The organism is Rhodococcus sp. FH8 (genome assembly GCF_019266085.1).
In the GTDB taxonomy this organism is placed as follows: Bacteria; Actinomycetota; Actinomycetes; order Mycobacteriales; family Mycobacteriaceae; genus Rhodococcus_F; species Rhodococcus_F qingshengii.
The window spans coordinates 211,090-235,312 of the sequence record NZ_LPNQ01000065.1 but is presented as its reverse complement, the minus strand read 5'-3'; the positions used below and the strand labels follow the sequence as shown (position 1 = coordinate 235,312).

Annotated in this window: 24 protein-coding genes; 8 read left to right on the top strand and 16 right to left on the bottom strand. The window is 63.4% G+C overall.

Annotated features, from left to right (window positions below; all coding sequences use genetic code 11):
- Positions 1 to 5 precede the first annotated feature (5 nt).
- A complete protein-coding gene (locus ATN38_RS15445) occupies positions 6 to 1,133 on the bottom strand; it encodes a GTP-binding protein (protein WP_218748210.1) in 1,128 nt (375 codons plus the stop codon).
- A gap of 44 nt (positions 1,134 to 1,177) precedes the next feature.
- Positions 1,178 to 2,530, bottom strand: a complete 1,353-nt coding sequence (locus ATN38_RS15440) for an LLM class flavin-dependent oxidoreductase (protein ID WP_007726771.1) — start codon at positions 2,528 to 2,530, stop codon at positions 1,178 to 1,180.
- A 91-nt stretch (positions 2,531 to 2,621) separates the two neighbouring features.
- On the opposite strand from ATN38_RS15440, the gene ATN38_RS15435 reads away from it, so the two are divergent.
- A complete protein-coding gene (locus ATN38_RS15435) occupies positions 2,622 to 3,620 on the top strand; it encodes a GNAT family N-acetyltransferase (protein WP_308256206.1) in 999 nt (332 codons plus the stop codon).
- Here ATN38_RS15435 and ATN38_RS15430 read toward each other — a convergent pair.
- The 5 genes from ATN38_RS15430 to ATN38_RS15410 all read right to left on the bottom strand — a co-directional run bounded on the left by ATN38_RS15430 (position 3,583) and on the right by ATN38_RS15410 (position 7,622).
- A complete protein-coding gene (locus tag ATN38_RS15430) occupies positions 3,583 to 4,290 on the bottom strand; it encodes an alpha/beta fold hydrolase (RefSeq protein ID WP_218748208.1) in 708 nt (235 codons plus the stop codon). The genes ATN38_RS15435 and ATN38_RS15430 overlap by 38 nt on opposite strands.
- Before the next feature lie 11 nt (positions 4,291 to 4,301).
- A complete protein-coding gene (locus tag ATN38_RS15425; RefSeq protein ID WP_003944321.1) occupies positions 4,302 to 5,423 on the bottom strand; it encodes a glycoside hydrolase family 76 protein in 1,122 nt (373 codons plus the stop codon).
- 57 nt (positions 5,424 to 5,480) lie between these two features.
- Entirely contained in the window at positions 5,481 to 6,173 is a 693-nt protein-coding gene (locus ATN38_RS15420; RefSeq protein ID WP_042452183.1) for a TrmH family RNA methyltransferase, read from the bottom strand.
- Positions 6,173 to 6,772: a DUF6636 domain-containing protein gene (locus ATN38_RS15415; RefSeq protein ID WP_003944380.1), complete on the bottom strand. Its 600-nt coding sequence runs from the start codon at positions 6,770 to 6,772 to the stop codon at positions 6,173 to 6,175. The genes ATN38_RS15420 and ATN38_RS15415 overlap by 1 nt, the downstream gene beginning before the upstream one ends.
- Positions 6,773 to 6,839: 67 nt before the next feature.
- Positions 6,840 to 7,622, bottom strand: a complete 783-nt coding sequence (locus ATN38_RS15410; RefSeq protein WP_192712069.1) for an SDR family oxidoreductase — start codon at positions 7,620 to 7,622, stop codon at positions 6,840 to 6,842.
- Between the two features lie 34 nt (positions 7,623 to 7,656).
- Between ATN38_RS15410 and ATN38_RS15405 the strand changes: the two genes are divergently transcribed.
- Positions 7,657 to 8,100, top strand: a complete 444-nt coding sequence (locus ATN38_RS15405) for a hypothetical protein (protein ID WP_218748207.1) — start codon at positions 7,657 to 7,659, stop codon at positions 8,098 to 8,100.
- Between the two features lie 4 nt (positions 8,101 to 8,104).
- Here ATN38_RS15405 and ATN38_RS15400 read toward each other — a convergent pair whose 3' ends face one another.
- Together ATN38_RS15400 and ATN38_RS15395 are read right to left on the bottom strand one after the other, a co-directional pair.
- Positions 8,105 to 8,818: a lysoplasmalogenase gene (locus ATN38_RS15400; protein WP_007726757.1), complete on the bottom strand. Its 714-nt coding sequence runs from the start codon at positions 8,816 to 8,818 to the stop codon at positions 8,105 to 8,107.
- Between the two features lie 49 nt (positions 8,819 to 8,867).
- Entirely contained in the window at positions 8,868 to 9,548 is a 681-nt protein-coding gene (locus tag ATN38_RS15395) for a 1-acyl-sn-glycerol-3-phosphate acyltransferase (protein WP_003944312.1), read from the bottom strand.
- Between the two features lie 63 nt (positions 9,549 to 9,611).
- On the opposite strand from ATN38_RS15395, the gene ATN38_RS15390 reads away from it, so the two are divergent.
- From ATN38_RS15390 to ATN38_RS15380, 3 genes are read left to right on the top strand one after another with little or no spacing between them, the layout of a single operon-like run.
- On the top strand, positions 9,612 to 10,175 hold the full coding sequence (locus tag ATN38_RS15390; RefSeq protein ID WP_007726755.1) for a TetR/AcrR family transcriptional regulator: 564 nt from the start codon (positions 9,612 to 9,614) through the stop codon (positions 10,173 to 10,175).
- Between the two features lie 33 nt (positions 10,176 to 10,208).
- Positions 10,209 to 10,652, top strand: coding sequence for a MarR family winged helix-turn-helix transcriptional regulator (locus ATN38_RS15385; protein ID WP_003944339.1), 444 nt, complete (start codon positions 10,209 to 10,211; stop codon positions 10,650 to 10,652).
- 22 nt (positions 10,653 to 10,674) lie between these two features.
- The gene (locus ATN38_RS15380) at positions 10,675 to 11,931 is read left to right on the top strand and encodes an MFS transporter (protein WP_003944384.1); all 1,257 of its coding nucleotides are present in this window, start codon (positions 10,675 to 10,677) and stop codon (positions 11,929 to 11,931) included.
- Between the two features lie 51 nt (positions 11,932 to 11,982).
- Here the strand turns inward: ATN38_RS15380 and pyrE are convergent, their stop codons facing one another.
- From pyrE to clpB, 5 genes are all read right to left on the bottom strand, one after another.
- Positions 11,983 to 12,516, bottom strand: a complete 534-nt coding sequence (pyrE, locus tag ATN38_RS15375) for an orotate phosphoribosyltransferase (protein ID WP_003944385.1) — start codon at positions 12,514 to 12,516, stop codon at positions 11,983 to 11,985.
- Positions 12,517 to 12,590: 74 nt separating this feature from the next.
- Entirely contained in the window at positions 12,591 to 13,391 is an 801-nt protein-coding gene (locus ATN38_RS15370; RefSeq protein WP_037131478.1) for an SDR family oxidoreductase, read from the bottom strand.
- 46 nt (positions 13,392 to 13,437) lie between these two features.
- Positions 13,438 to 14,325, bottom strand: coding sequence for a hypothetical protein (locus ATN38_RS15365; protein WP_003944407.1), 888 nt, complete (start codon positions 14,323 to 14,325; stop codon positions 13,438 to 13,440).
- Between the two features lie 86 nt (positions 14,326 to 14,411).
- Positions 14,412 to 15,383, bottom strand: coding sequence for a hypothetical protein (locus tag ATN38_RS15360; protein WP_064688856.1), 972 nt, complete (start codon positions 15,381 to 15,383; stop codon positions 14,412 to 14,414).
- A 158-nt stretch (positions 15,384 to 15,541) separates the two neighbouring features.
- The gene (gene clpB, locus ATN38_RS15355; RefSeq protein ID WP_007726750.1) at positions 15,542 to 18,094 is read right to left on the bottom strand and encodes an ATP-dependent chaperone ClpB; all 2,553 of its coding nucleotides are present in this window, start codon (positions 18,092 to 18,094) and stop codon (positions 15,542 to 15,544) included.
- Positions 18,095 to 18,276: 182 nt separating this feature from the next.
- Between clpB and ATN38_RS15350 the strand changes: the two genes are divergently transcribed.
- Both ATN38_RS15350 and ATN38_RS15345 read left to right on the top strand, forming a co-directional pair.
- Complete coding sequence (locus ATN38_RS15350; RefSeq protein ID WP_217018515.1) at positions 18,277 to 19,473, top strand: FAD-binding oxidoreductase; 1,197 nt, start codon at positions 18,277 to 18,279, stop codon at positions 19,471 to 19,473.
- Between the two features lie 16 nt (positions 19,474 to 19,489).
- Positions 19,490 to 20,236, top strand: coding sequence for an FAD-binding oxidoreductase (locus tag ATN38_RS15345; protein ID WP_003944435.1), 747 nt, complete (start codon positions 19,490 to 19,492; stop codon positions 20,234 to 20,236).
- Positions 20,237 to 20,239: 3 nt separating this feature from the next.
- Here ATN38_RS15345 and ATN38_RS15340 read toward each other — a convergent pair whose 3' ends face one another.
- Positions 20,240 to 21,400: a globin domain-containing protein gene (locus tag ATN38_RS15340; protein WP_003944359.1), complete on the bottom strand. Its 1,161-nt coding sequence runs from the start codon at positions 21,398 to 21,400 to the stop codon at positions 20,240 to 20,242.
- A 235-nt stretch (positions 21,401 to 21,635) separates the two neighbouring features.
- Between ATN38_RS15340 and ATN38_RS15335 the strand changes: the two genes are divergently transcribed.
- Complete coding sequence (locus ATN38_RS15335; protein WP_042924169.1) at positions 21,636 to 22,823, top strand: nitric oxide synthase oxygenase; 1,188 nt, start codon at positions 21,636 to 21,638, stop codon at positions 22,821 to 22,823.
- A gap of 6 nt (positions 22,824 to 22,829) precedes the next feature.
- Here ATN38_RS15335 and ATN38_RS15330 read toward each other — a convergent pair whose 3' ends face one another.
- Positions 22,830 to 24,215, bottom strand: a complete 1,386-nt coding sequence (locus ATN38_RS15330; RefSeq protein WP_003944372.1) for a CitMHS family transporter — start codon at positions 24,213 to 24,215, stop codon at positions 22,830 to 22,832.
- Between the last annotated feature and the right edge of the window lie 8 nt (positions 24,216 to 24,223).

Sequence of the window (24,223 nt, the reverse complement as noted above, 5' to 3'; positions counted from 1 at the left end):
ACTGCTCAGTGCAGGTGGCTCTGGTCCCACGCGGGCAGCGGGTCTTCGTAGCGAGTCCATGCCCGCGGTCCTTCGCGTAGTTCGTCATCGGTCAGCAGAGCCGGATCGAGGATTCGTGACGGCGCCGCCGGGTCCAGTTTCACTCCGATGAACACGATCTCCTGCCCTGGCACCTCCGCCGCCGACGCCCACAGTTGAGCCGGTTCGATGACGAGGTTGGGGCCTGCCTGCGACCAGATCGCGGCGGACTCGGGCCGACTGGCGATCCAGCAGAATCCCTTGCTCCGCAGGAGTCCGGCGAACTGACCGAGCGCGGCCTCGAGTCGCGCCGGATGAAAGGGTCGCGAGGCGCGGTATGTGACGCTGCGTATTCCGTATTCCTCGGTTTCCGGGGTGTGCCCACCGGCCAGTTCCTCGTCCCAACCGGATACCTGCGCAGCAAGTTCCGGGTTGTAGAGACCGGTTTCGAGGACACGGTCGAGGGTGACTTTGCCGTGATCTGTTCGAATCAGTTGAGCGGTGGGGTTGAGCCTACGAAGCGTCGCCTCGACGGTTCCTGCCGCCCGCGGGCTCACCAGGTCGGTTTTGTTCAGCAAGATGACGTCGGCGAACTCCACCTGATCGACCAGGAGATCGGAGATGCTGCGTCCGTCCCCCTCCCCTGCTTCGAGGTTGCGTTCGTCCAGTCGTTCGCCTTTTGCCAGCTCGCCGAGGAAGGTCGACGCGTCCACCACGGTCACCATGGTGTCGAGCTTCGCGAGCGAGCCGAGGCTGAAACCGTCCTCGAATTCCCAGTCGAAGGTGGCCGCCACCGGCATCGGTTCGGAGATGCCGGTGGACTCGATCACCAACTGATCGAATCGCCCCTCTCGGGCCAGGGCGCCGACGGCGTCGATCAGATCCTCACGCAGCGTGCAGCAGATGCATCCGTTGGTCAGCTCGACCAACTTCTCTTCCGTGCGGTCGAGATGACCCTGGCCCGCGACGAGGGCCGCGTCGATGTTGATCTCGCTCATGTCGTTGACGATGACGGCGACCCTCCGGCCATCGCGATTGGCGAGAATGTGGTTGAGGAGTGTGGTCTTGCCTGCGCCCAGAAATCCGGACAGCACGGTTACCGGTAGCTGCTTCATTCCTTAATGGTAACCATTGTCATTATCGACAACAGCGGGCGGGCCTACTGCACTGCAGAGGCACTACCCGAGAACTGGCTCTCGGGCCTCGGCAAACCGAAATGATCACGAAGGGTCGTACCCGTGTATTCAGTCCGGAAAAGACCGCGATCCTGCAGGATCGGGACCACACGCTCGGTGAAGATCTCGAGCCCACCCGGGTAGTACGGCGGCATGACGTTGAAGCCGTCAGCAGCACCGCTGGTGAACCATTCCTCGATCGTGTCAGCCACCTGCTCGGCGGTTCCGGCAAACACCCGGTGTCCGCGCGCACCCGCCAAACGATGAAGCAGTCCCCGAACCGTCGGACGCTCACGCTCGACTATGCCGGCGATCACCTGCAATCTGCTTTGCTTGTTGTCGGTGACATCACCTGCCGCCGCGAACAATTCGACAGGAACCGGTGCATCCAGTTCCAGATTCCGAACATCGGTCCCGGTGAGTGCACCGAGTTGCGCGAGCCCGTACTCCGGCGAAGTCAACTCGTTGAATTCTCGCTCGAGCGCCTTGGCTTGTTCCTCGGTGTCACCGATGAACGGGCTGATTCCGGGCAGGATCTTGACATGATCGGGGTTGCGCCCGAACTGAGCAGCCCTCGACTTGATGTCGGTGTAGAACGCCTGCGCATCGGAAAGTCTCTGGTGCGCTGTGAAAATCGCCTCCGCATACTGACCGGCAAACGCGCGACCGTCGTTGGACGCCCCGGCCTGCACCAGCACCGGGTATCCCTGCGGCGTTCGCGGTGCGTTGAACGGTCCCCGCACCCGAAGATGCCGGCCGACGTAGTTGATCTCGTGAATCTTGTTTCTGTCCGCGTAGATTCCGTTCTCCCGGTCCAGACTGATCGCGTCGTCCTCCCAGCTGTCCCACAACCGCACCACCGCGTCGACGAATTCCCGTGCACGCGAATACCGGTCGCCGTGGTCCGGATGCTTGGCCAGCCCGAAGTTCGCGGCAGCCAGATCCGTACCCGTGGTGACGATGTTCCACCCAGCACGTCCGTTCGAGATGTGGTCGAGCGAGGCGAACAGCCGAGCCAGGTTGTACGGCTCGTAGTACGTGGTCGACGCCGTCGCGATCAATCCGATCCGCTCGGTTGCCACTGCAATGGCCGTCAACAAGGTGATCGGCTCCAACGTTCCTGCGGGGCCGTGCTCGACGTCGCTGCGCAACGCGGGACCGTCGGCGAAGAAGATTCCGTCGAACTTCGCCGCCTCAGCAGTGCGAGCGATCTCCTGGAAATACGTGACGTCGAACAGACGTTCCGGTGTTGTCCACGGATGACGCCACGCCGCTTCGTGATGACCGGCGGGGTGGATGAACGCGTTGAGGCTCAGTTGGCGCGGAGAATCAGACATGCCTGAATGCTGGCAACTGCCGCCGCAGTCCGACAGGGTTAGGGTTCGCGTGATTCCAACTCGGGGTTGGCAGCTCGGTATCGTCACATGGGTGAGCCGCGTAGTCGTAGCCGAGTTCGTACCGTCCGGATCGACAGCAACTGTTCTTCACCAGTGGTGTGAGGTCTTCGCCGAAGGCCAGCGTCACCTGTCCGGAACTGCGCCGACAGCGACGGCGCTGATGGAAATGATCGAGGCCGAGGACAATTCGGCCGATGTATGGCGTTGGATCGCACGCGACGGTGGAACGGACGAAGTCCTCGGCATCGCCCAGGCGCGACGCAACTCGGCGGAACCTGATCTCGCAGAGTTTCGGATGTACGTGACACCCCACGCGCAGCGACGAGGGGTAGGACGAGCGCTTGCCGAACTCGCCGAAGTCGACATCGCCGGGTTCGGCGTGCGAAGAATCAGAGTGACGGCGCTCGTCGGAAGCGCAGCCGAGCATTTCCTGGGATCGTTCGACGGCCACCGTGTGTTGCTTCGGTTGGCCAACCAGGTTCAGCACCTCAGCCCTCCCACCGCACACAGCACCCGCCCCGGCTATCGAATCGTCAGTTGGCGCAACCGAACCCCGGACGAGCTGGTCCACTCCTTCTCGGAGGCTTTGAACCGACTCCTCGACGCGCCGGGCGCCGAACTGCAGATGCCCGAACGTAATTGGGGAGCTGACGAGGTCAGATCGTGGGAACAGAAGATGACGGGTGGCTCTCAAGTGCTCCTGGTGTGCTGCGCGGTCGACGACAGTGTCGGCGAAGTAGCCGCAGCGACAGTGGTGACGGTGGACGAACATGACAGCACCCACGCATCGCAGCACGACACCGTGGTACTTCCCCAGCACCGCGGACACGGTCTCGCTCGGTGGGTCAAGGAGCAACAAGCGTCTGTGTTGGCAGCTGAATTTCCCTCCCTGCGAAAGATTTACACAACGGTGAACGCGGAAAACCACCCGATGCTGACCGTCAATCGGAGCCTGGGATACCAGACCGTTGCGGAGCGGATCCTGGTGGAGATCAGGAGAGTCGAGAGTGCGTCGCACAAGCCTCGGTGACGATCTTCCTCCACAGGAGCGGGTGAGACTGCCAGAAGTTGTGCGCGACACCGTCGACGACCTCGAAACTACCGTTAGGCACGAGCTCGGCCAGTTGCTGCAACGGCCACGACGGGCGAATGTCGTCGGCCGCCGCGAGAAATGTCATGGGCACTGGTGAGTCGGCCAACTGCCGAAACAGCTGTGGTTCATGGATCCGTTCGATGAACGATTCTTGAAGCGATTGCCAGACAACAGGTTCCCAAGGTATCTGCGGGTCCGGCTCGATTCCCGCTTCGTACTGCTTCGACCATGTCCGGTCCTTGTGGAGGCCGTGCCCCGCGATGCCGACGACGCCGGACACCGATTCCGGACAGTCGAGTGCGTACCGCACCGCCAAGTCGGATCCCCACGAGTGCCCCAGCACGACCCAACTGTCGATCTCGAACGTGCGTCGGACGAGTTCGAGGTCCGCAACCGCCTGCGCCATCGTATGAGCGCCGCCACCGGACCGGCCGACTCCGCGTGGCTCAGGGCACCACGCGCGCATTCCTTCCGGAACCAGCTCGTCGTGAGCAAGATAGTGAACGCATCCCGGGCCGCCGGAGAGAACCAGAACGTCCGCCCCTGCCCCACCGACATCGATGTGAAGACGTACGCCGTCCGTGTCGACCGCGTGCCGGGATTCCATGAGGGAAAAGCCTAACGCTTACGCGGGTATCCAGCCGCCGAGACGACAAATGCCGCCTCCATGAGCATCCACCCACCTACCTGCACCGAGAGGTCTCGCTCGGGCACGCTCGACGAGCGCACCGTTCCGGCGGCGAAGGTGGCGATGTCGCCGGACAGACTCGGCAACTGAGCATCCTTGGTCCAGTCGTGCCCGAACAGCGGCAGGCCTTCGATCTGCAGTCTGTTGTTCCAGGCAGCTTCCGCGGAGGAGAGAACGATCTGCGCTGCGAGTTCGCGCGCTCGCAGGTCCTCGTGAGTCTCCCAGGACAGGTTCACCACCACGAACGCGAGGTAGCGAGCCAGGATTGCGTTGAACAGTCCGCCGTCGCCTCCGCCACCGCCCGTGATGACTCCGTACTCGGTCATGCCGTCGTACACCGCGTCGACGAGTTTGTGGACTCGCTCGCGGTGGCGCGGTTCGCCCAATCGCGTCGACAACTCGGTTTCCAACCCCAGCGTGACGCCTTGACAGTACGAATAGATCGCGCGCTCGAGGGTGCCGTCGCGGCGGATACCGTCGAAGATCAGTCCGGAGTCCGGATCCCGCAGTGTCTCGTCGATCCAGTCGGCCGTTGCCTGCGCACGCCAGAGTTTTCCGGTGCGCGCCAGCATGATTCCGGCGGGTCCGTTTGCCGGTGTGTTGTAGAAATCGGAGCCTTTGCACCACGGAATACCGCCGCCGTCGGCCGGGGACCACGAATCGAAGAGTTGCGATTCGAGCGCCTGAACCGCGGTTCGGTGATCGACCGAGAACATGCGTTGCGCACGTTCGAGCGAGAGGCCCAGCCACGCCATGTCGTCGTAGTAGTTGTTGGTCCACGCCGAGACGTTGCGGACCCGCACACTGCGGGCAACCTTCGCGACCCGGCGACGACGCTTGGGGGTCGGGTCACGTTCGAGTGCGTCGATCGCAGTATCGAGCAGGTGCGCTTGCCACCAGTAGTGCCACGGCTTGAACATCCGCTCGCGTCGAACAGCAGGCCAGGCAACCACGCCGAGTGCTGTCCGGGGCATTCCCCACAGGCGCCGAAGGTGACGACTGACTATCGCGCCCTCAGCCGCATCGGCCCGCTCTGCCCACACTTCCTGCATAACTACCTATCCTGTCTGGTCGAGGCGCTACACGCTAGCCGGAATTCGCGAGCGAGATCAGCGGGAATCGGCGAGATCGGCATGCTCACGTACCCACGCGTGCATCGCGATGCCGGCCGCGACACCGGCGTTGATGCTGCGAGTCGAACCGAATTGTGCGATCGAGACCGTCATGGACGCAACCTCTTTCGCATGATCAGTCACTCCGGGGCCTTCTTGACCGAACAGCAGGATGCACTCCCGCGGCAGGCTTGCCGTTTCCAGCGGCACCGACCCCGGGGTGTTGTCGACGGCCACGATCGTGAGTGAATTCTCACGGGCGTACTCGACGAGTTCGCCGATGTCTGCATGGTGAACGATGTGTTGGTATCGATCGGTCACCATGGCGCCCCGCCGATTCCAGCGCCGACGCCCCACGATGTGGACCGCGGCCGCGGCAAACGCGTTGGCCGTGCGGACCACCGTGCCGATGTTGGCGTCGTGCGCGAAGTTCTCGATGGCGACATGCATCGTGTGACGGCGCGAGTCGATATCCGCGACTATCGCTTCCCGCGTCCAGTACCGATACTCGTCCAAGACGTTTCGACGATCACCCTCGGCCAGAAGTACCGGGTCGTAGCGCTCGTCGGTCGGCGGTTCCGTGTCGTGCTCCTCGGCCCAGGGTCCGACGCCGTTGGGATTCTCGCCCCACTCGGTGGGTCCCGGTTCACCGGCTCCGCCGGACACGTCGTCGGCTGCGACTTCGGTCATCAGAACACCTCGTTGGAATCTGCAGCCACGGTGAAGCCGTGCGTGGTCTGATCGTTGACACACGAGACGTCTGTCGCGGTGGTCGTACAGGTGAAACCCAGTTTGCTCAGCGGTTGACCGGCCGCCAACACCGGATCGGCGTCGGGGCCGCCAGAGGTGTACACCTCTCCTCCCGAACACATGAAAGCACCCTCACCCTCGTCGGTGACGCGAATACCGTTGCCCCAGTTGACCATGCAGCTCTCCGGCCGCGGCGGAACGGGAGTGGTCGTTCCCTCGCACCCGGCTTCGATTCTGGTGGGCAACTTGATGATGCCGCACTGGAAGTTTCCGTCGGGAGTGGTGAAGTAGTACGACTCGTTGCGCTCGAACTGCACGTCCGTGAGTGTCGTCGTCGGTGGCAGCGTCGTGGTCGGTGGTTCGGTGGTCGTGGGGACGACGGGCGCGACGGTGGTGGTTGTCGTCGGCACTGCGGTAGTGGTGGACGAACTGGGCTGCGCCGCTACGGTCGGCGCTGAATCCGCCTCCCCGCTGCACCCTGCGAGCACGAGCGCCGACCCGACGCCCAACAAGACGAACCCCACCCGAACACGAACCACCCGACTACCTCCACACACGTCATCTTGGCCCAGCAACAGCCGACAGTGCACTCTATCGTGCGGTCGACTAAGTGCTGGTGACGCGCTTGTTCATCAGCCGTGAGAGCCACGCGGGCGAGAACCGCGACGCGCTGAGGAAGAGCTTCGCCTGAGTTCCGACCGGGTAGTGAACCTTGTGCATCCGTCCGGCGCCGCGTGTGGCCGCCCACAGTTCCTGCGCGACGTCGGTTGCAGTCAGCTTGATACCCAACGATCTGGTGGCTCCGGTGTCCATTCCAGTGACCATCGCGGTCTGGACGAACAACGGCCAGAGCGCGAGAACACGGATGTCGTGCTGTGCCCATTCCAGATCGAGCGCCTCGGTCAGGCCGCGGATCGCGAACTTGGTTGCACCGTACGTCGCCAGTTCGGGCTGGCCGTAGATCGCCGAAGCGGAGCACAGATTGACCACCTGGGCGCCGACGGTATCGCGGAGGTACGGGAAAGCCGTGTACGTGCCGTTGAGGGTGCCGGTGATGTTGATGTCGACCATCCGGCGATGCGCCGCAAGAGAAATATCCTCGAACCGTCCCGAGGAGAGCACGCCCGCATTGTTGATCAGGATGTCCAGACGCCCGGACTCCCCGGCAAAATCGGCCAGACACTGCGCCCATCCGTCCGGATCGGTGACGTCCAGGACACCTGTCACGACACTGCCGCCGAAACCGTCGATCTCGGCCTGCAAGGAGGCAAGGCCGGCGTCGTCGATGTCGAACGCGCCGACGCGGTATCCGTTGCGCGCGAACAACAGCGACGTCTCCCGCCCGATTCCAGCCGCAGCACCGGTGATGAAGACGTTCGGTTCGCTCATCCGGTCAGGCTATCCTGGATGTGGAGGAAATCTGATGAATCACCGTCGCGTCGTACACACCGTGTGTTTCATCGCGGTGGGGTATCTGATCGTGCTCGCCGTGTGGCTCGGATGGCTGGTCGAGCACACCCCACCTGGCACGCTGCCCTATCAGATCGGCGGGCTGCTCGCCGCTTTCGGCTCGGTTCTCGGATTCGGAATGGCATGGGCCAACCGCCCGACCCGCGCCGAGCGCAAACTCGAAAAGCACGGCCTCGAAGGGTGGGCACGAATCGACACCGTCACACCCCTGCGCCGAACCGTCGACGGCGAATTGGCCAAGCTCGCACTCCACCTCACGGTTCCAGGTTCCGATTCGTACTCGGGCCGGATCGAGTACGAGATCCGACCCGAGTACAAAGACAAGATCACTCCCGGATCCACGGTCACCGTCATGGTGGACCCGAAGAACCGAGACCGAATCATGCTGTGCCTGTGAAAGACTAGACGCTCTTCTTGCGCCCCAGCGCCAACATGCCCTCCACCAGCATCAGCTGCGCTCCCGCGTACGACGCCAGGATCACACCCTCGGCAGCAGCGCGGCCGGCGGTCCCGCGGATGAACAGACGACGCACCACGATCAGTCCGTCGGATGCGGTGAAGAGCACTCCGCCCAATCCGAGCCAGGAGCGTCGATCCTTGTTCGGGACGACCACGTCGAGCACGGCCTTGGACTGCGGTGCCAGAGCGGGGTCCGCCGACAACGTCGAGGTGGTTCCCAACATCAATCCGTATCCGGTGAGCGGCGTCGACACGCTCGGGGCCTTGGCACGGAGCAGTCCGGACGCCGTCGACCAACCGCTGATGCGGGGCCGCAGGGCAGCGCGGGTCGGCCGAGCGCCGCGGCGCAGCAGGAGCGCCGAGTAACTGGCCTGCATCACCGCGAACGAGGACGCGCCCTTGATCAGACGAGCATCGTTGTCCGGGTCGATCATGAACACGTCGCCGACAGTTGCAGCGGCGAGACCGGCCAGAAGCAGTGCGGTATCGGCAGTTTCCGTCTCCGAGCGCTTGCGCAGCACTCGGGCGGCCAGAGCGGGTGCGATCAACGGCTTCGCGATCTGCTGAACCCGCTCGTTACCGACTACTGCCCCGACCACTGTCGCTGCCGTCGCCGCCGCAAAAACTGCGTGCTCGATGCCCCACTTGCCCGCCATCACAATCCTCCTGTTGGTTACACGTCCAACAGCGACCGTACTGGGTCACTCAGGCGGCATCGCCGGATTTGACGTCCGCGCCGTAGACATCGACGTATTCCTGCCCCGACTGGTCACAGAGCACTGCCATCAATTCGTCCGTCGCCGCACGCACGACGGCCTGGTAGCCACGAAGTTCGCGGTACCGAGAGAAGTCGATCGGCTCCCCTACCGTGATCCGGACCTTGCTGAAGCGCCACATCCGCGTACCCGGCGGGTTGACTGCGTCGCCGCCGTGTACGACGACGGGAATGACCGGCGCCCCGGTTTCCAAGGCAACTCGAATCGCTCCGGTCTTTCCCTTGTACAGGCAACCGTCGGGTGATCGTGTTCCCTCGGGGTAGATCCCCCAGACACCACCCTTGTCGAGAATCCCGATGGCCGTGTCCAACGCCGCACGGGAGGCGTCGGCGCCGCTACGGTCGATCGGCACCTGACCGGCCCCACCGAAGAACCAGCGCTGCATCGCGCCCTTCACACCGGTCCCGGTGAAATATTCACTCTTCGCGACGAAGGTGATGCGTCGGCGCACCATGAGAACCAGGAAGAACGAGTCGACGACTGCCCGATGGTTGCCGGCGAGAATCACCGGCCCTTTCTTGGGGATGTGGTGCTGACCCTCGATCGTCGGCCGCCCGAACAGCCAGAGGACCGGGCCGATCAGGACGTATTTGAACAGCCAATAGAGCACAGGGCATCACCTTTTCCGTCTAGTAGACAGTGTCTACGTCGAGAATAGTAGACACTGTCTTCCATGACTGTCAGCAGCCTTCGCGAAACACTCGTCGCCACCGGCGTCGAGATTCTCGATGCCGACGGCGCCACAGAACTGACGCTACGGGAGATAGCGCGTCGAGCGGGCGTGTCGCACGGCGCCCCGCGGAGATACTTTCCGACCCACAACAGCCTGCTAGCCGCAATTGCCTCACACGGCCTGCGCGATCTCGCCGACAGACTCGATCCCGTCCTCGCCGGCAAACAATCCGCTCGTAGCCGATTGATCTCGGCAGCAATCGAATACGTGTCATTCGCCCAGGAGCGACCGGCGATGTTCGAGTTGATGTTTCGCCACGACCTCCTCGAGGGCGCAGGCAGCAACCTCCGAGAGTCTTCTCTCCCACTCTTCGCCGCCCTGCAATCCCTGACCGAAGAGGCCGACGCCTCCGATCCCACCACATCTGCGTTGAACATCTGGACCGGAACCCACGGCATCGCAGTGCTGGCGGCAAATCGAAGCCTCGCACTCGTCGCACCCGACCTCGATGTGCCGTCGCTGGTAGCCACCGCCGTGACGGACCACCTTCCACGGACTCGTTGATTTACATAGTTAACCTATGCAATAATATTCTTCGTGACAGACGAAGAACAGCAACTGCACGAACTACTCGTCGACCTCGTGAGCAATACGCACCGCTTCGCGAAGCTGGCAGGCTCCTTCGCGTCCGATCAGTACCCACGCGCCTGGCTGCGCGCACTCTCGTTACTCGAGGAATACGGCGAAATGCGGATCAGCGACTTCGCTCGACTCGACAGAAGCTCGCAGCCCTCTGCCACTGCACTACTGCGCAAACTCGGCGAGAACGGTTACGTCGAACGCCGCGCCGACCCCGAAGACGCCCGGGCAGTTCGAGTGGCCATGACGGACAAGGGCCGAAAGATCTTGAACGACGGTCGAAACGAGATCGCCGACGCTCTAGTCCCCCACTTCGTCGAACTCGGGCCTGAGCAGATCAAGAAACTGGCCGACGGATTGGCCGAATTGCGGTCCATCATCAAGACTTCCGATCCCAGCTGAAACACCCACCACTGAAAAGGAGGTGGCCGTGAGCAACACGACCGCGACATCAACGCACCAGAACGAGGCTCCGCCGAGCCTCCTGAAACAACCGAAAGCGGTGTGGGCGGTAGCCTTTGCCAGCGTCATCGCCTTCATGGGCATCGGATTGGTCGATCCGATCCTCAAGCCGATCGGCGAACAACTCGACGCCACACCGTCGCAGGTTTCGCTGCTGTTCACCAGCTACATGCTCGTCACCGGCGTGGCCATGCTCATCACCGGTGTGGTGTCCAGCCGCATCGGCGCCAAGAAAACACTTCTTGCAGGCCTTGCCATCATCATCGTGTTCGCTTCTCTGGCAGGCGCTTCCAGCACCATCGGCCAGATCGTCGGATTCCGTGCGGGCTGGGGACTCGGCAATGCACTGTTCATCGCAACGGCGCTCGCGGCAATCGTCGGCGCGGCCAGCGGCGGCGTGGCACGGGCGATCATCCTGTACGAGGCTGCATTGGGCATCGGTATCGCAGTCGGACCGCTGGTCGGCGGAGTTCTCGGTGACATCAGCTGGCGCGCACCGTTCTTCGGCGTCGCAGCCCTGATGGCGGTCGCCTTCATTCTCATCGTGGTGATGCTTCCGAGCGCACCCAAGCCCGAACACCACACGTCCATCGCTGCGCCCTTCCAGGCGTTGCGGCACCGCGGGCTACTCACCGTTGCCATCACCGCGCTGCTCTACAACTACGGATTCTTCACGCTGCTCGCGTACACGCCGTTCCCCCTCGACATGGGGGCGTACCCGATCGGATTCATCTTCTTCGGTTGGGGCCTGATGCTGGCGATCTCGTCGGTTTTCCTCGCCCCTCGCCTGCAACGACGCTTCGGCACCCTGCCGATGATGATGCTGGCACTGACCCTGTTCGCACTCGACCTGGGCATGATGGCGCTGTTCACCGAGAACAAGATCGTCTTGATCGTCGGTGTCGTCCTCGCCGGTTTGTTCCTCGGCGTGAACAACACACTCATCACCGAAACCGTCATGATCTCAGCTCCCGTGGAGCGGTCGACCGCCTCGGCTGCTTACAGCTTCGTTCGATTCGTCGGCGGCGCCGCTGCTCCGTGGGTAGCCGGCAAGCTCGGCGAATCCAACGTCCACATGCCGTTCTGGGTCGGCGCGGTGCTCACCCTCGCCGCCGTATTCGTCCTGTCGAGCGGACGTAAGGTTCTCGCTCACGTCGACGACCACGATCCCGCGCCGCACAGCGTCGACGAAGCACTCGCCGTCACCGTAGGCGACTGACCCCTGTGAGTGGTTGAGGAGTGCAGGGACTCCTTAACCACTCACGGGGCGTCAGCTCAGGTTCAGATCTTCCAGGCCCAGCAGCGAGCGGTACTCGACGCCCTCGGCACCGATCACCGCATCCGCACCCGTCGCGCGATCGACGACCGTAGCGACTCCGACCACGGTGGCCCCTGCCTCGCGCAGGGCCTTCACTGCTGTCAACGGCGAATTGCCCGTCGTGGTCGTGTCCTCGACAACCAGGACACGCTTGCCGACGATGTCCGGGCCCTCGATCTGGCGCTGCATCCCGTGGGCCTTCGCGGCCTTGCGGACGACAAACGCATCGATCGGTCGGCCGGGAGCGTGCATCACCGCCATGGCAACCGGGTCGGCGCCCATCGTCAAACCGCCGACGGCGTCGAAATCCCAGTCCGCGACCAGTTCACGCAGCAGCGAGCCGATCAGCGGCGCTGCCTTGTGGTGAAGTGTCGCGCGGCGAAGGTCGACGTAGTAATCGGCTTCCTTGCCCGAGGACAACGTCACCTTTCCGTGTACAACAGCCAATTCGCGCACCAGCGCAGCCAAATCCTCACGATCGCTCATGAGTGCTCAGCCTACCGACCACTGCCTTGTGTTCGGCTTCTGCCTCTGGGCTACGTCCGGCTTCCGCCTCTGGGCTACGTCCGCCCGCGGCCACGTCCGACGATGTTGGTCAGCCGGCGAACCAGCCCCTTGGGAACGAGACGCCCGGCCGTCGTGAGGACCTTGTACTGGAATCCCGGAATACTGATGACCTTGTCGTCACCGAGATCCTTCATCGACGCCGCAACCACCTGGTCGACGCTCAGCCACATCGGCTTGGGGATCGTGGACATCTCGATGCCCGCGCGCTCGTGGAACTCGGTGCGAATGAAGCCCGGGCACAGCGCCTGCACGCGCACTCCCGTCCCGGCCAACCCGCCGGACAGCCCTTCGGTGAACGAGATGACATAGGCCTTGCTTGCCGAATACGTCGAACCCCGCCCGGACAGCAGGCCCGCGACGCTCGCCACGTTGACAATCGTTCCGTGCGCCGACGCGATCATGCTGGGCAGCGCCGCACGGGTCAGCCGCATCACGGCGGTGACGTTGACGTCGAGTTGAGACTGAAGGAGCGCCGGATCGGCGGTCCAGAACTCGCCGGAGGTACCGAATCCGGCGTTGTTCACCAACACCTCGACGCCCTTCTCCAAACGAAGCGCGACCGTGTCGCGTCCGGCCTCCGATGCGAGATCGGCAACCAGAATCTCCGACTCGGTGCCGAACATCGTCTTCAACTCGGACGCGAGGTCGTGCAATCTGACCTCGTCACGTGCGACGAGAACCAGGTCGTATCCGAGGGAGGCGTATTTCTTGGCGAAACCGGCGCCGAGACCAGAGGTGGGTCCGGTCACCAGGGCAACGGGACGCACAGGGCGATCCGAGTGGGAAGTCGACATACCGGCCACGCTAGTGGTTATCGCGCCTGGACGGGAACCTTAAAGGTCAGTCGACCGGACGAATTGTGCCCGAGCGCTGCGACGCCGGGCGCTGAGCCGGCTTGTCAGCCGCCTCGGGCTTGCGCAGCGATTGATCCGGACGTGGCGCAGATTCCCGCGGTGCGGGCTCACGCGGTGCGGACTCACGCGGGGCAAATTCACGCGGCGGAGCGTCACGGGGCGGCTGCTCTTGACGCGAACGGGGCTGTTCTACCGGATCCGGAGTTGGGCGAGACTTCTCGGCGCCCGGCCGCGGGCGGCTCGGATCGTGATCGACCTCGAGTTCGTTGGGATCGGTGACGGGAGGCAGGACATGCAGAATGCCGGACAGGCGCGCAACCGACTCGATTGCCGCGTCCCAGTCCCGGCCGTTACTGGTCACCGGAAGCGAACCGAGCGTCCACTGCCCTTCGCTCCACAGCATGCTGATCGACGGCGGAACCGATTCGGTGAACGCCACCATGCGCTGATCACAGACACGACGTGCGATCTCGAGATCGGTCGCGAAGACGACTCGTGAACCGATCGCACCCAACAGGTTCAGGTCGCCGTCCTTGGGCGGAGCCGTCGACTTCAACCGAAGATCGATGTCGACGTCCGACCCGATCTCGCGGCGAACAGCCACGATGGTTGCGGTCTCCTCCAGGTCGAACAGCACGAACTGCTCTCCGCGACGGCGGCCGCGGACGACGTCGGTAGCAGTGAGGTAGTCCTGCTTGGCCATGACCGCGCGGTGCCATTCGCCTGCCAGCTGATCGTCAGTGGCCGTGTACGTGTAACCCTGCGCCTTGGCCCAGATCTGACGCACTCGCCCGGATTGATCTCGCCTCGTCCTGTCGACGTACAGAAGCGCACCCGCGCCTGCGAGTGCAATTGCTGCCAGTCCGAACCACATTCCAGTCATCACCCTCCAGGGTAGCGACTCGCGGCCTCAACCTCCCGCGACACCCTGGTGGACTCGCCCGATGTGTCGTGAACGACTCAGTTGCCGAACTTCGGCAGCGACGTACTCAGAATCGTGTTGGCGGTCATCGTGCCGTTCTCCACCGGCGTTCCGTCGACGACGATGTTGTCTCCCGGTTGCAGATCGGCGATGGTGGCGCGGTTGAGCGCGATGAGCGTGGTGTCCGCGGTGGTCAGAATCGTCACCTGCGAACCCCCGATCGAATCGATGACCAACGTGCCGCCGTCGTTCGACTTCACGGTGCCGACGGCTCCCCCGGCGTCACCGATGACTTCGCCGAGCCCGCCTGGAAGCTGGCTGAGCGGAGAATCCGTCGTCGGAGTCGGCGCCGTGGTGCTGGCCTTCGGCGGTGTCGTGGTGGGCGCCTGCGTCGTGGTGGTCGGGGGAACGAAAGCGGTCTGGGTGCCCTTGTCGTTCGAGCCGAACGCCGAGAACGCGATGATCGCGATCACGGCGACCAGGATCCCGACCACACCGGCGGCCACCCACGTCGCGAGCTTGCGCTTCTTACCGCCGCCCGACGATCCATCGTCGATGAACGGCTGTTCCGGCGGAACTCCACCGCCACCACCGGCAACCGGATACTGCTGTGTATTTCCGTACTGCTGCGTGTTCCCGTACTGATCCGGGTTCCCGTACTGCTGAGCGGTGTACGGCGGATAGGCCTGCGTCGCACCAGGCGGCGGCGCCTGCGGATCGAACTGCGGGTTGTAGGCAGGGAACGCCTGAGTGGGATTCGGCTGCTGCCCCTGCTGCCCCAAGTACTCCGTGTTCTGATCCGGTCCGCCGTAGGGATACTGCTGTGCCCCCGGATACTGCTGTGCCCCCGGCGGCTGACCGAAATACTCCGTCGGCTGGTTCGGATTCTGGCCGGACACCGTCCCGTACTGCTCCGTCGGCTGGTCGGGCGTACGCCCCCACACCTCGGTCGCCTCGGGATCCTCACGGCGCGGCCCACCCGAGTTACGCGGATCGTTCTGATCGGTCATGCCTGGCTCACCTTCGGTTGGGACGAAAGAGCGTCGGAGTCGTTCGGAGAGGCGCGGGTGCACTCGTCCCCGGTTCGAGCATCCAGCCATCCAGGGTAGAACAAAATGCGAATGCCCCGCCGATCCAAGTGGATCGACGGGGCATTCCGCTTACCGAATCAGGAGAGAACCAACTGATCCGCGTCCTCGCTGACACCGACGTGCACGGTGTCGCCGTCCTGGACCTTGCCGGCCAGGAGCAGCTTGGCGAGCTGGTCGCCGATCGACTGCTGAACGAGTCGACGCAATGGCCGAGCGCCGTACAGCGGGTCGTAGCCGCGCACTGCGAGCCACATCCGAGCCGCACCGTTCACCTCGAGGGTGAGACGACGCGCAGCCAGACGCTTCTGCAACTGCTCGAGCTGGATGTCCACGATGTGCTCCAACTGCTCCTCGGAGAGCGAGTCGAAGATGACCACGTCGTCGAGACGGTTGATGAACTCCGGCTTGAACGCGTGGCGTACCGCATCCATGACCTGCTCCCGCGTGCCACCGGATCCCAGGTTGGAGGTCAGGATCAAGATGGTGTTGCGGAAGTCCACCGTGCGGCCTTGACCGTCGGTCAGTCGGCCTTCGTCGAGTACTGCGAGCAAGACGTCGAACACGTCGGGGTGTGCCTTCTCGACCTCGTCGAAGAGGACCACCGAGTACGGGCGTCGTCGAACTGCTTCGGTGAGCTGGCCACCGGCTTCGTAGCCGACGTATCCCGGAGGAGCACCGACGAGTCGGGCCACCGAGTGCTTCTCACCGTATTCGCTCATGTCGATGCGGATCATCGCGCGCTCGTCGTCGAAGAGGAAGTCCGCCAAGGCTTTGGCGAGCTCCGTCTTGCCGACGCCGGTCGGGCCGAGGAACAGGAACGAACCGGTGGGCCGATTGGGGTCGGCGACACCTGCTCGGGCGCGGCGAACCGCATCCGAGACGGCGACGACGGCGTCGGTCTGGCCGACGACACGCTTGCCGAGTTCGGACTCCATGCGGAGCAGCTTCTCGGTTTCGCCTTCCATCATCCGGCCGGCGGGGATTCCGGTCCAGGCTGCGACCACGTCTGCGACGTCGTCGGGCCCGACCTCTTCCTTGAGCATCACGTCACCGTCGGAGGCAGCTCCGGAAGCGGCTGCTGCCTCTTCCAGTTCCTTCTCGAGCGCCGGGATACGGCCGTAGCGCAACTCGGCTGCCTTGCCCAGATCGCCGTCACGCTCAGCGCGTTCGGACTCTCCTCGCAGGGTTTCGAGCTGTTCCTTCAGCACGCGCACCGAGTCGATGGCCTGCTTTTCGTTCTGCCAGCGGGTGCTGAGCTGATTGAGCTTTTCGCGGTCGTCCGCGAGTTCCTGACGCAGCTTCTCGAGCCGCGCCTTGGACGCGTCGTCGGTTTCCTTCTCGAGTGCCACTTCTTCGATTTCGAGTCGGCGAACCGTGCGTTCCACCTCGTCGATCTCGACGGGACGCGAGTCGATCTCCATACGAAGTCGCGATGCGGCTTCGTCCACGAGGTCGATGGCCTTGTCCGGCAGGAACCGCGACGTGATGTAGCGGTCCGACAGCGCGGCAGCCGCCACCAACGCGGAGTCGGTGATGCGCACGCCGTGGTGCACCTCGTAGCGCTCCTTGAGGCCGCGCAGGATACCGATGGTGTCCTCGACCGAGGGCTCACCGACGAGCACCTGCTGGAAACGACGCTCGAGTGCTGCGTCCTTCTCGATGTACTTGCGGTACTCCTCGAGTGTGGTCGCACCGACCAGCCGCAGCTCACCACGGGCGAGCATCGGCTTGATCATGTTGCCTGCGTCCATCGCGGATTCACCGGTGGCTCCGGCGCCGACGATGGTGTGCAACTCGTCGATGAAGGTGATGACCTGTCCGGCACTGTTCTTGATGTCGTCGAGGACAGCCTTGAGGCGTTCTTCGAATTCACCGCGGAATTTGGCACCGGCGACCATGGACCCGAGATCCAGGGACACGACGGTCTTGCCTCGCAGCGATTCCGGGACGTCACCCGCGACGATGCGTTGGGCAAGGCCCTCCACGATCGCGGTCTTGCCGACGCCGGGCTCACCGATGAGTACCGGGTTGTTCTTGGTACGACGCGAGAGCACCTGCACGACACGGCGAATCTCGGTGTCGCGACCGATCACCGGGTCGAGCTTGCCGCTACGTGCAGCTTCGGTGAGGTCGGTGGAGTACTTTTCCAGCGCTTGGTAGGTGCCTTCGGGCTCCGGGCTGGTGACGCGAGCGCTGCCGCGGACGGTGGTGAAGGCTTCACGCAATGCGTCCTGGGTAGCGCCATGACGTACGAGCAACTGTGCGACGTCGGAGTCGCCGCCGGCCAGTCCGTAGAGGACGTGCTCGGTGGAGACGTATTCGTCGTCCATCTCGGTGGCGAGGTGCTGAGCAGCAGTGAGTGCCGCGAGTGCCTCACGCCCGAGTTGCGGGGTGGAGCTTGCGCCGGTTGTCTTGGGCAGGCGATCGACGATTGCCTGTGCTTCACGGTGTACGACCGTGGGGTCGACGCCTACAGCTTTGAGTAGTGGGGCAGCGATGCCGTCGGTCTGGTCGAGCAATGCGACCAGCAGATGGGCAGGCCGGATATCGGGGTTACCCGCCGACGACGCCGACTGCAGTGCAGCCGTCATCGCAGCCTGGGTCTTGGTTGTTGGTGTGAACGAGTCCACTTGTCACCTTTCTGGCGAAGTCGAACGGGAAGAGCCGCGACCGGTTGGTATTGCGACTGTGTCAATATGCTCAACGCGGACAAACTTGAGTCTATTCCGCTCAAGTTTGTTTTCGCCAGGCCGAGTTGGTTTCGTAGGTCACATTTTCAGCCGTACTAGAATTGTGGCGAGAGTTGCAGCTGGTGCGAAAGGGGGATGGATTGGATCCGACAGTGATCGCCCGTCTGCAATCCAGCCTCGATTCTCTGACCGACGACGAAGAGAGCCGTGCGCACTTCTCGGCAGTGTTCTACACCGGCCTCTTTGCGGAACATCCTCTGTACCGCTCATTGTTCCCGGCCGGGATGGAATCGCAGGGCCACCGTTTCTTCAGAGCCATCGAGTTCGTCGTGAAGAATCTGCCCCAGCATCGCCGAATCCGGAAGTTCCTCACCCAACTCGGCCGCGACCACCGTCGCTACGGCGTCGAGCGTGAGCACTACGAGGCCGCCGGCGTCGCTCTGAAGCGTGCGGTTCGGTCGATGTACGGCACGAGCGCGCACAGCCGCTACAAGTGGACGCCGGATCTGGACGAGGCCTGGTCTCAGTTCACCGACCTCGTCGTCAGCACGATGGCCGACGGCGCCGAATCCGATACGACCCCGGCGCTCTGGGGCGCAACCGTGGTCAGCCACGAACGAGTCCTCGACGATCTGGCGATTGTGCGCCTCGAAGCCGACCCACCCATTCCGTACGGGGCGGGGCAATACGTAGGTGTTCAGATTCCCCAGCGCCCGAAAATGTGGCGGTACTACTCACCGGCGATTCCGACCAACCCTTTCGGTCAGCTCGAGTTCCACATCCGCAAGGTGTCGGGAGGATGGGTCAGCCCCGCGATCGTCAGCGAAACCAACGTCGGTGACCGCTGGGTCATGTCCACTCCCCTCGGCGGTCTCGAGGTCGACTTCACCAGCGACCGTGACGTTCTCATGATCGGGTCCGGCACCGGTATCGCTCCACTGCGGGCACAGGTGATGGAAATGTCTCAACGCGCGCACAACCCGCGCGTGCACCTGTTCGTCGGCGGCCGCTATCCGTGCGATCTCTACGACCTCGAAACCCTCTGGCACATCTCGCTCAGCAACCCGTGGTTGACCGTCGTGCCGGTTTCCGAAGAACCCGAAAACCCTTGGTGGCACAACGGACCGGTGCTCGAACCACCGTTCGGAATGCACAGCCGGCTGATCGGACCGATCGGAAAAGTGGTCGCGCAGTTCGGTTCGTGGGCCGACCGTCAGGTGCAGATCTCGGGGTCACCGTCGATGATCAAGACAACCGTCTACGCCTTGCGTGCCGGCGGAACTCCGCTCGACCAGATCCGGCACGACCCGCTCTACTGACTACAGGAGAACTTTCATGGCCCAGCGAACCTGGTCGAGCACAGTCGTCGAACATCACCGTCTCCGTGAGGATCTGGCGGTTGTTCGTCTTGTCGGCGACGTCGTCCCGTTCCGACCGGGCCAGTACGTCGACGTCAGCGTCCCGCAGAATTCGCGGTTGCTCCGTCGACTCTCCCCCGCACTGCCTCCCTCACACGACGGGAAGTTGGAGTTTCACGTCAAGACGGTTCCCGGTGGTTGGGTCAGCGGTTCGATAGTCAAGGACACCCAGCCTGGTGACGTCTGGCAGATCCTCGACCCGCGCGGCAACCTGTCCGTCGACGAGAACGGCCCCACCGTCATCATGGTCGCGGGCGGAACCGGTTTGGCCCCACTCCGGTCGATCATTCTCGATCTGGCTCAGACCCCGAACCCGCCGCAGGTGTACCTCTTCTTCGGTGGCCGAACGCTTCGTGATCTCTACGCTGCGGACATGCTGTGGCTGCTCGCCGACCAGTTTCCGTGGTTGCAGCCCATTCCTGTCGTCGAAGATCTCTCCGACGGCGGCCCGCCCGACGGATGGTTCGACCGGTTGAACGTCGACATCGGATTCGGCGACGATCATCTCATCGAAGGCACGCTCGCCGACGTCGTCGCGTCGTACGGTGCGTTCACCGAACATCAGGTCCTGGTGTGCGGATCGGCGGCCATGGTTCGGTCGACGCGTGATCGATTGATCGAGGCCGGAACGCCGGCCGAGGTCATTCAGTTCGATCCGTACTGACGGTCAGTACGTCGGGTCGTTGCGAACGGTGTCGACGTCGATGCCCACTGCGCGAAGCCTGAATTTGGTGCTGTTGACCATGGATTCGCTGCCGACGACCTGAATGTCGTAGCCCGCCCAGTCCCCGAACGAGGTCACGACCTTACCGACCTTGCCGACGATGCGCCGCTTCATGCCGATCGGCGGCAGTGGCTCCGCTTCGGTGTGCCACCACGGATTCTCGTCTTCTTCGGAGACCGGGATGATCGTGAGCCACGGGTACTTCTCGGCCAGCTTCCACAGATGCGGAAGGTCGTAGAGATCGCACGGATGCTGTCCGGAGTAGAACAGTTGGACCTTGCGAGTGTTGCCGCGTCGGATCAGTTCGAGGATCTGAGCGCGAAGAGGCGCGACACCTGTTCCCGACGCGATCATCAAAAGGTCCTTGGAGTTCTCCGGAATCCCCAAGGCGCCGATGGGCGAACCGACCACCCAGGTGTCACCGACAGCGGTCTGGTTCACCATGACCGGGCTGACCCACCCGCCGGTGACCTGGCGGATGTGGAACTCGAGGATTCCGGTCCCGTCGTACGGCGTGGCCGGAGAGAGGTAGCGCCACATCCGTGGCCTCGCGGCGACCTGCACGCTGACGTACTGACCGGCGCGGTACTCCATCGTCTGGTCGAGTTGCAGCCGCACGACGGCGACGCCCTTGATGACCGGGCGGCATTCGATGACCGTGGCACTCCACGCGGGCGGACCGTCTTCCGCGTTGGCGGCATCCATCATCGCCGCCGAGATGATCGCGAGCGCGTTACGCCACGCGCTGTCGACCTCGTCGGTCCACATTTCGGCGCCACCGAAGGTCTCGAGTGCTTCGATCAAGGCATTGCCGACTGCCGTGTAGTGCTCGTCGGTGACGCCGTACTTACGGTGATCGCGGCCGAGCTGTGCGAGGTACTCGAGTATCGCGTCGGACTCGTCGAGGCGTTCGACGACGTGAGCGATAGCGCTGACAAGCCGGTCACGCTGCACATCCATCGCTGCCGGAAAGAACTCCCGGGTTTCGGGCGATCGAGCGAACAGGATCGAATAGAAGGTACGGGCGAGCCGTTCCGGACCATCTTCTACCGCAGCGACGGATTTGAAGCTCGACCGGACCAGAGAGATTGCTTGCGAATCCACGCTCATCCTCGTCCCGACTAGACGCGGCAAGACCCGCCGCGGAATTTCGTCTGCAGCTTATGTCACAAATGTCTGACTCGTAAATCATTCTGGACAAGTGTCACAATGCGACCCCATTTCGCGGTGTGACCGTCCCTTTCTTATTCTTGCGTGCAAGATAAACAAGAGCTTCGACACTCTCGATCGCCGAGCTAACGTTCAGCGAAATCTCAACCAGCCAAACAGGAGTCGTGCCGTGGATTTTGTTCGACAGGACGAATTGCCCACCGATAGCGGGCTTACGTCCCAGATCGCCTCCACTACCCCGACGCTGACCGAGCTTCAACGTCGGGAACTCGAGTGCGTCGAATTTTTCGACTCTCCGGAACTGGGCCACCTCCCGACGTCTCGGCGGCGTGAGGCCTTGCGTGAACTCCATCGGACCGGCACCTACACGCACACAGCGGAGGAATTGCTCGTCGGCGCCAAACTCGCGTGGCGAAACCACGCCAGGTGCGTCGGTCGCGCGCATTGGCGGACCCTCAAACTCATCGACGCGCGCGATGCCGTCACGGCTTCCGCTCTCGCCGAAGCATGCTGGGAGCACCTGCGACTGTCGACCAACGGCGGCGCTCTGCAGTCGGTCGTGACGGTCGGGCCACTCCCCCGCGAGGACGGTCAGGAGTACCGAATCCTCAGCCCGCAACTGATCCGCTACGCCGGCTACCGGCAGCCTGACGGCACCATTCTGGGCGACCCGTGGCACGTCGATCTGACTGCTCAGGTCACCGCGATGGGGTGGAAGGGCGCCGGTACGCCGTTCGACGTTCTCCCCGTACTGATTTCGGTTCCCGACGAACCCCTGCAGTACTTCGACGTCCCGACCGACCTGGTTCTCGAGGTCGAGATCGAGCACCCCGAATACAGCTGGTTCGCTGATCTGGGGCTTAAATGGCATGCCGTCCCTGCGGTCTCGGACATGAACCTCGACATCGGCGGAATCGTTTATCCCTGCACGCCGTTCAGCGGTTGGTACGTCAGCACCGAGGTAGGCGCACGCAACTTCAGCGACACCGATCGCTACAACATGTTGCCCACCATCGGAGCGATGATGGAGCTCGACATGAGCCACGACCGCACGCTCTGGAAGGACCGCGCACTGGTCGAACTGAACCGTGCAGTTATCCACAGCTACCGCAAGGCCGGCGTCATCATGGTCGACCATCACACTGTCGCAAAGCAATTCATCGATCACATCGCGCGTGAGGACAAGGCCGGGCGCAAGTGCCCGACCGACTGGTCATGGGTGAACCCGCCCATGTCCAGCTCGCTCACGCCGACGTTCCACCGCCTGTACGACGAGCCCGATCTCGACATCCGGCCCAATTTCGTGACAAAAAAGAAGAAGGGCACCGACCAAGGCCGGTGCCCCTTCCACAACTGATCGCGCTTAGAAGGGGATCTGCCCCAATCCGACGCCGACCACGAGCATCGTGATCGAGATCAGGCCCGCTCGCCACAGAACCTTCTTGTGGTGATCCGCCAGAGAAACACCGGCGAGTGTGACCAGTAGCAGGATCGCCGGGACCAGCGGGCTCTGCATGTGCACGGCCTGCCCGGTGATCGAGGCGCGCGCCATCTCCACCGGCTCGATGCCGTACTGCGCTGCAGTCTCGGACAGCACCGGCAGCACACCGAAGTAGAACGCGTCGTTGGTCATGAAGAACGTGAGCGGGATACTCAGGACGCCCGTGATGACGGCGAGGTGCGGGCCCATCGCGTCGGGGATGACCTGAAGCAGCCACTCTGCCATCGCCTCGACCATGCCGGTTCCCTGGAAAACGCCGGTCAGCACCGCTGCTGCCAGCACCATCGCGACCACCGAGACGATGCTCGACGAATGGCGTGCGATTGCTTCACCCTGATCCTTGACCGCCGGGAAGTTCACCGCGAGGGCGATCGACGACGCGATCATGAACAGCACCGGGATGGGCAGGATGTCCATCACGAGTACGACGAGAAGGATCGTCGTCAGCGCAGCGTTGAACCAGAGCAATTTCGGCCGCAAGGTGTCCCGCTTGGGGTCGAGGCCGTCGATGAATCGTCCGGTGTCGCCGCCGTCGTCCTCGGAGTCGTTCGAGCCGCCGGTGCCGGCGCTACCGGTGCTGGAACTTCCACCGTTTCCGACCTTTTCGAGGATGCGCTCAGAAGTCAGGACCAAAGTCCCGATCCTGCGGCGCTCCATGATCCCGAGGTGAATCGCGAATCCGAGCACCATGATCAGGCCGACGATCAACGACGGCACCATCGGCACGAACACGTCGGAGGGCGAGAGTCCCAGCGCGCTCGCGGCCCGGACGGTCGGGCCGCCCCACGGAATGATGTTCATCGTCGCGTTGGACAGGCCGGCGATCACCGTCAGAACGACGGGACTGACACCGAGTTTGAGGTAGAGCGGAAGCAGCGCCGAGGTCACGATGATGAAGGTCGTCGAACCGTCTCCGTCCAGCGAGACCACCATCGCGAGCACTGCGGTTCCGACCACGAGCCTCATCGGATCGTCTCGCACCATCCGCAGGATGAGCTTGACCAGCGGATCGAAGAGGCCGACGTCGATCATGATTCCGAAGAAGATGATCGCGAAGAACAACAGCGCCGCGGTGGGTGCGAGCGACTTGATGCCGTCGGTGATCATGTCGCCGATTCCGAGGCCGGCCCCGGCAAGTAGTCCGAAGGCCACCGGAACCAGAGTCAGTCCCACCACCGGGGTCGCGCGTTTGGTGAGGATCAGGAACATGAACACCGCAACCATGAGAAAGCCGAGTGTGACGAGCATGATGAACT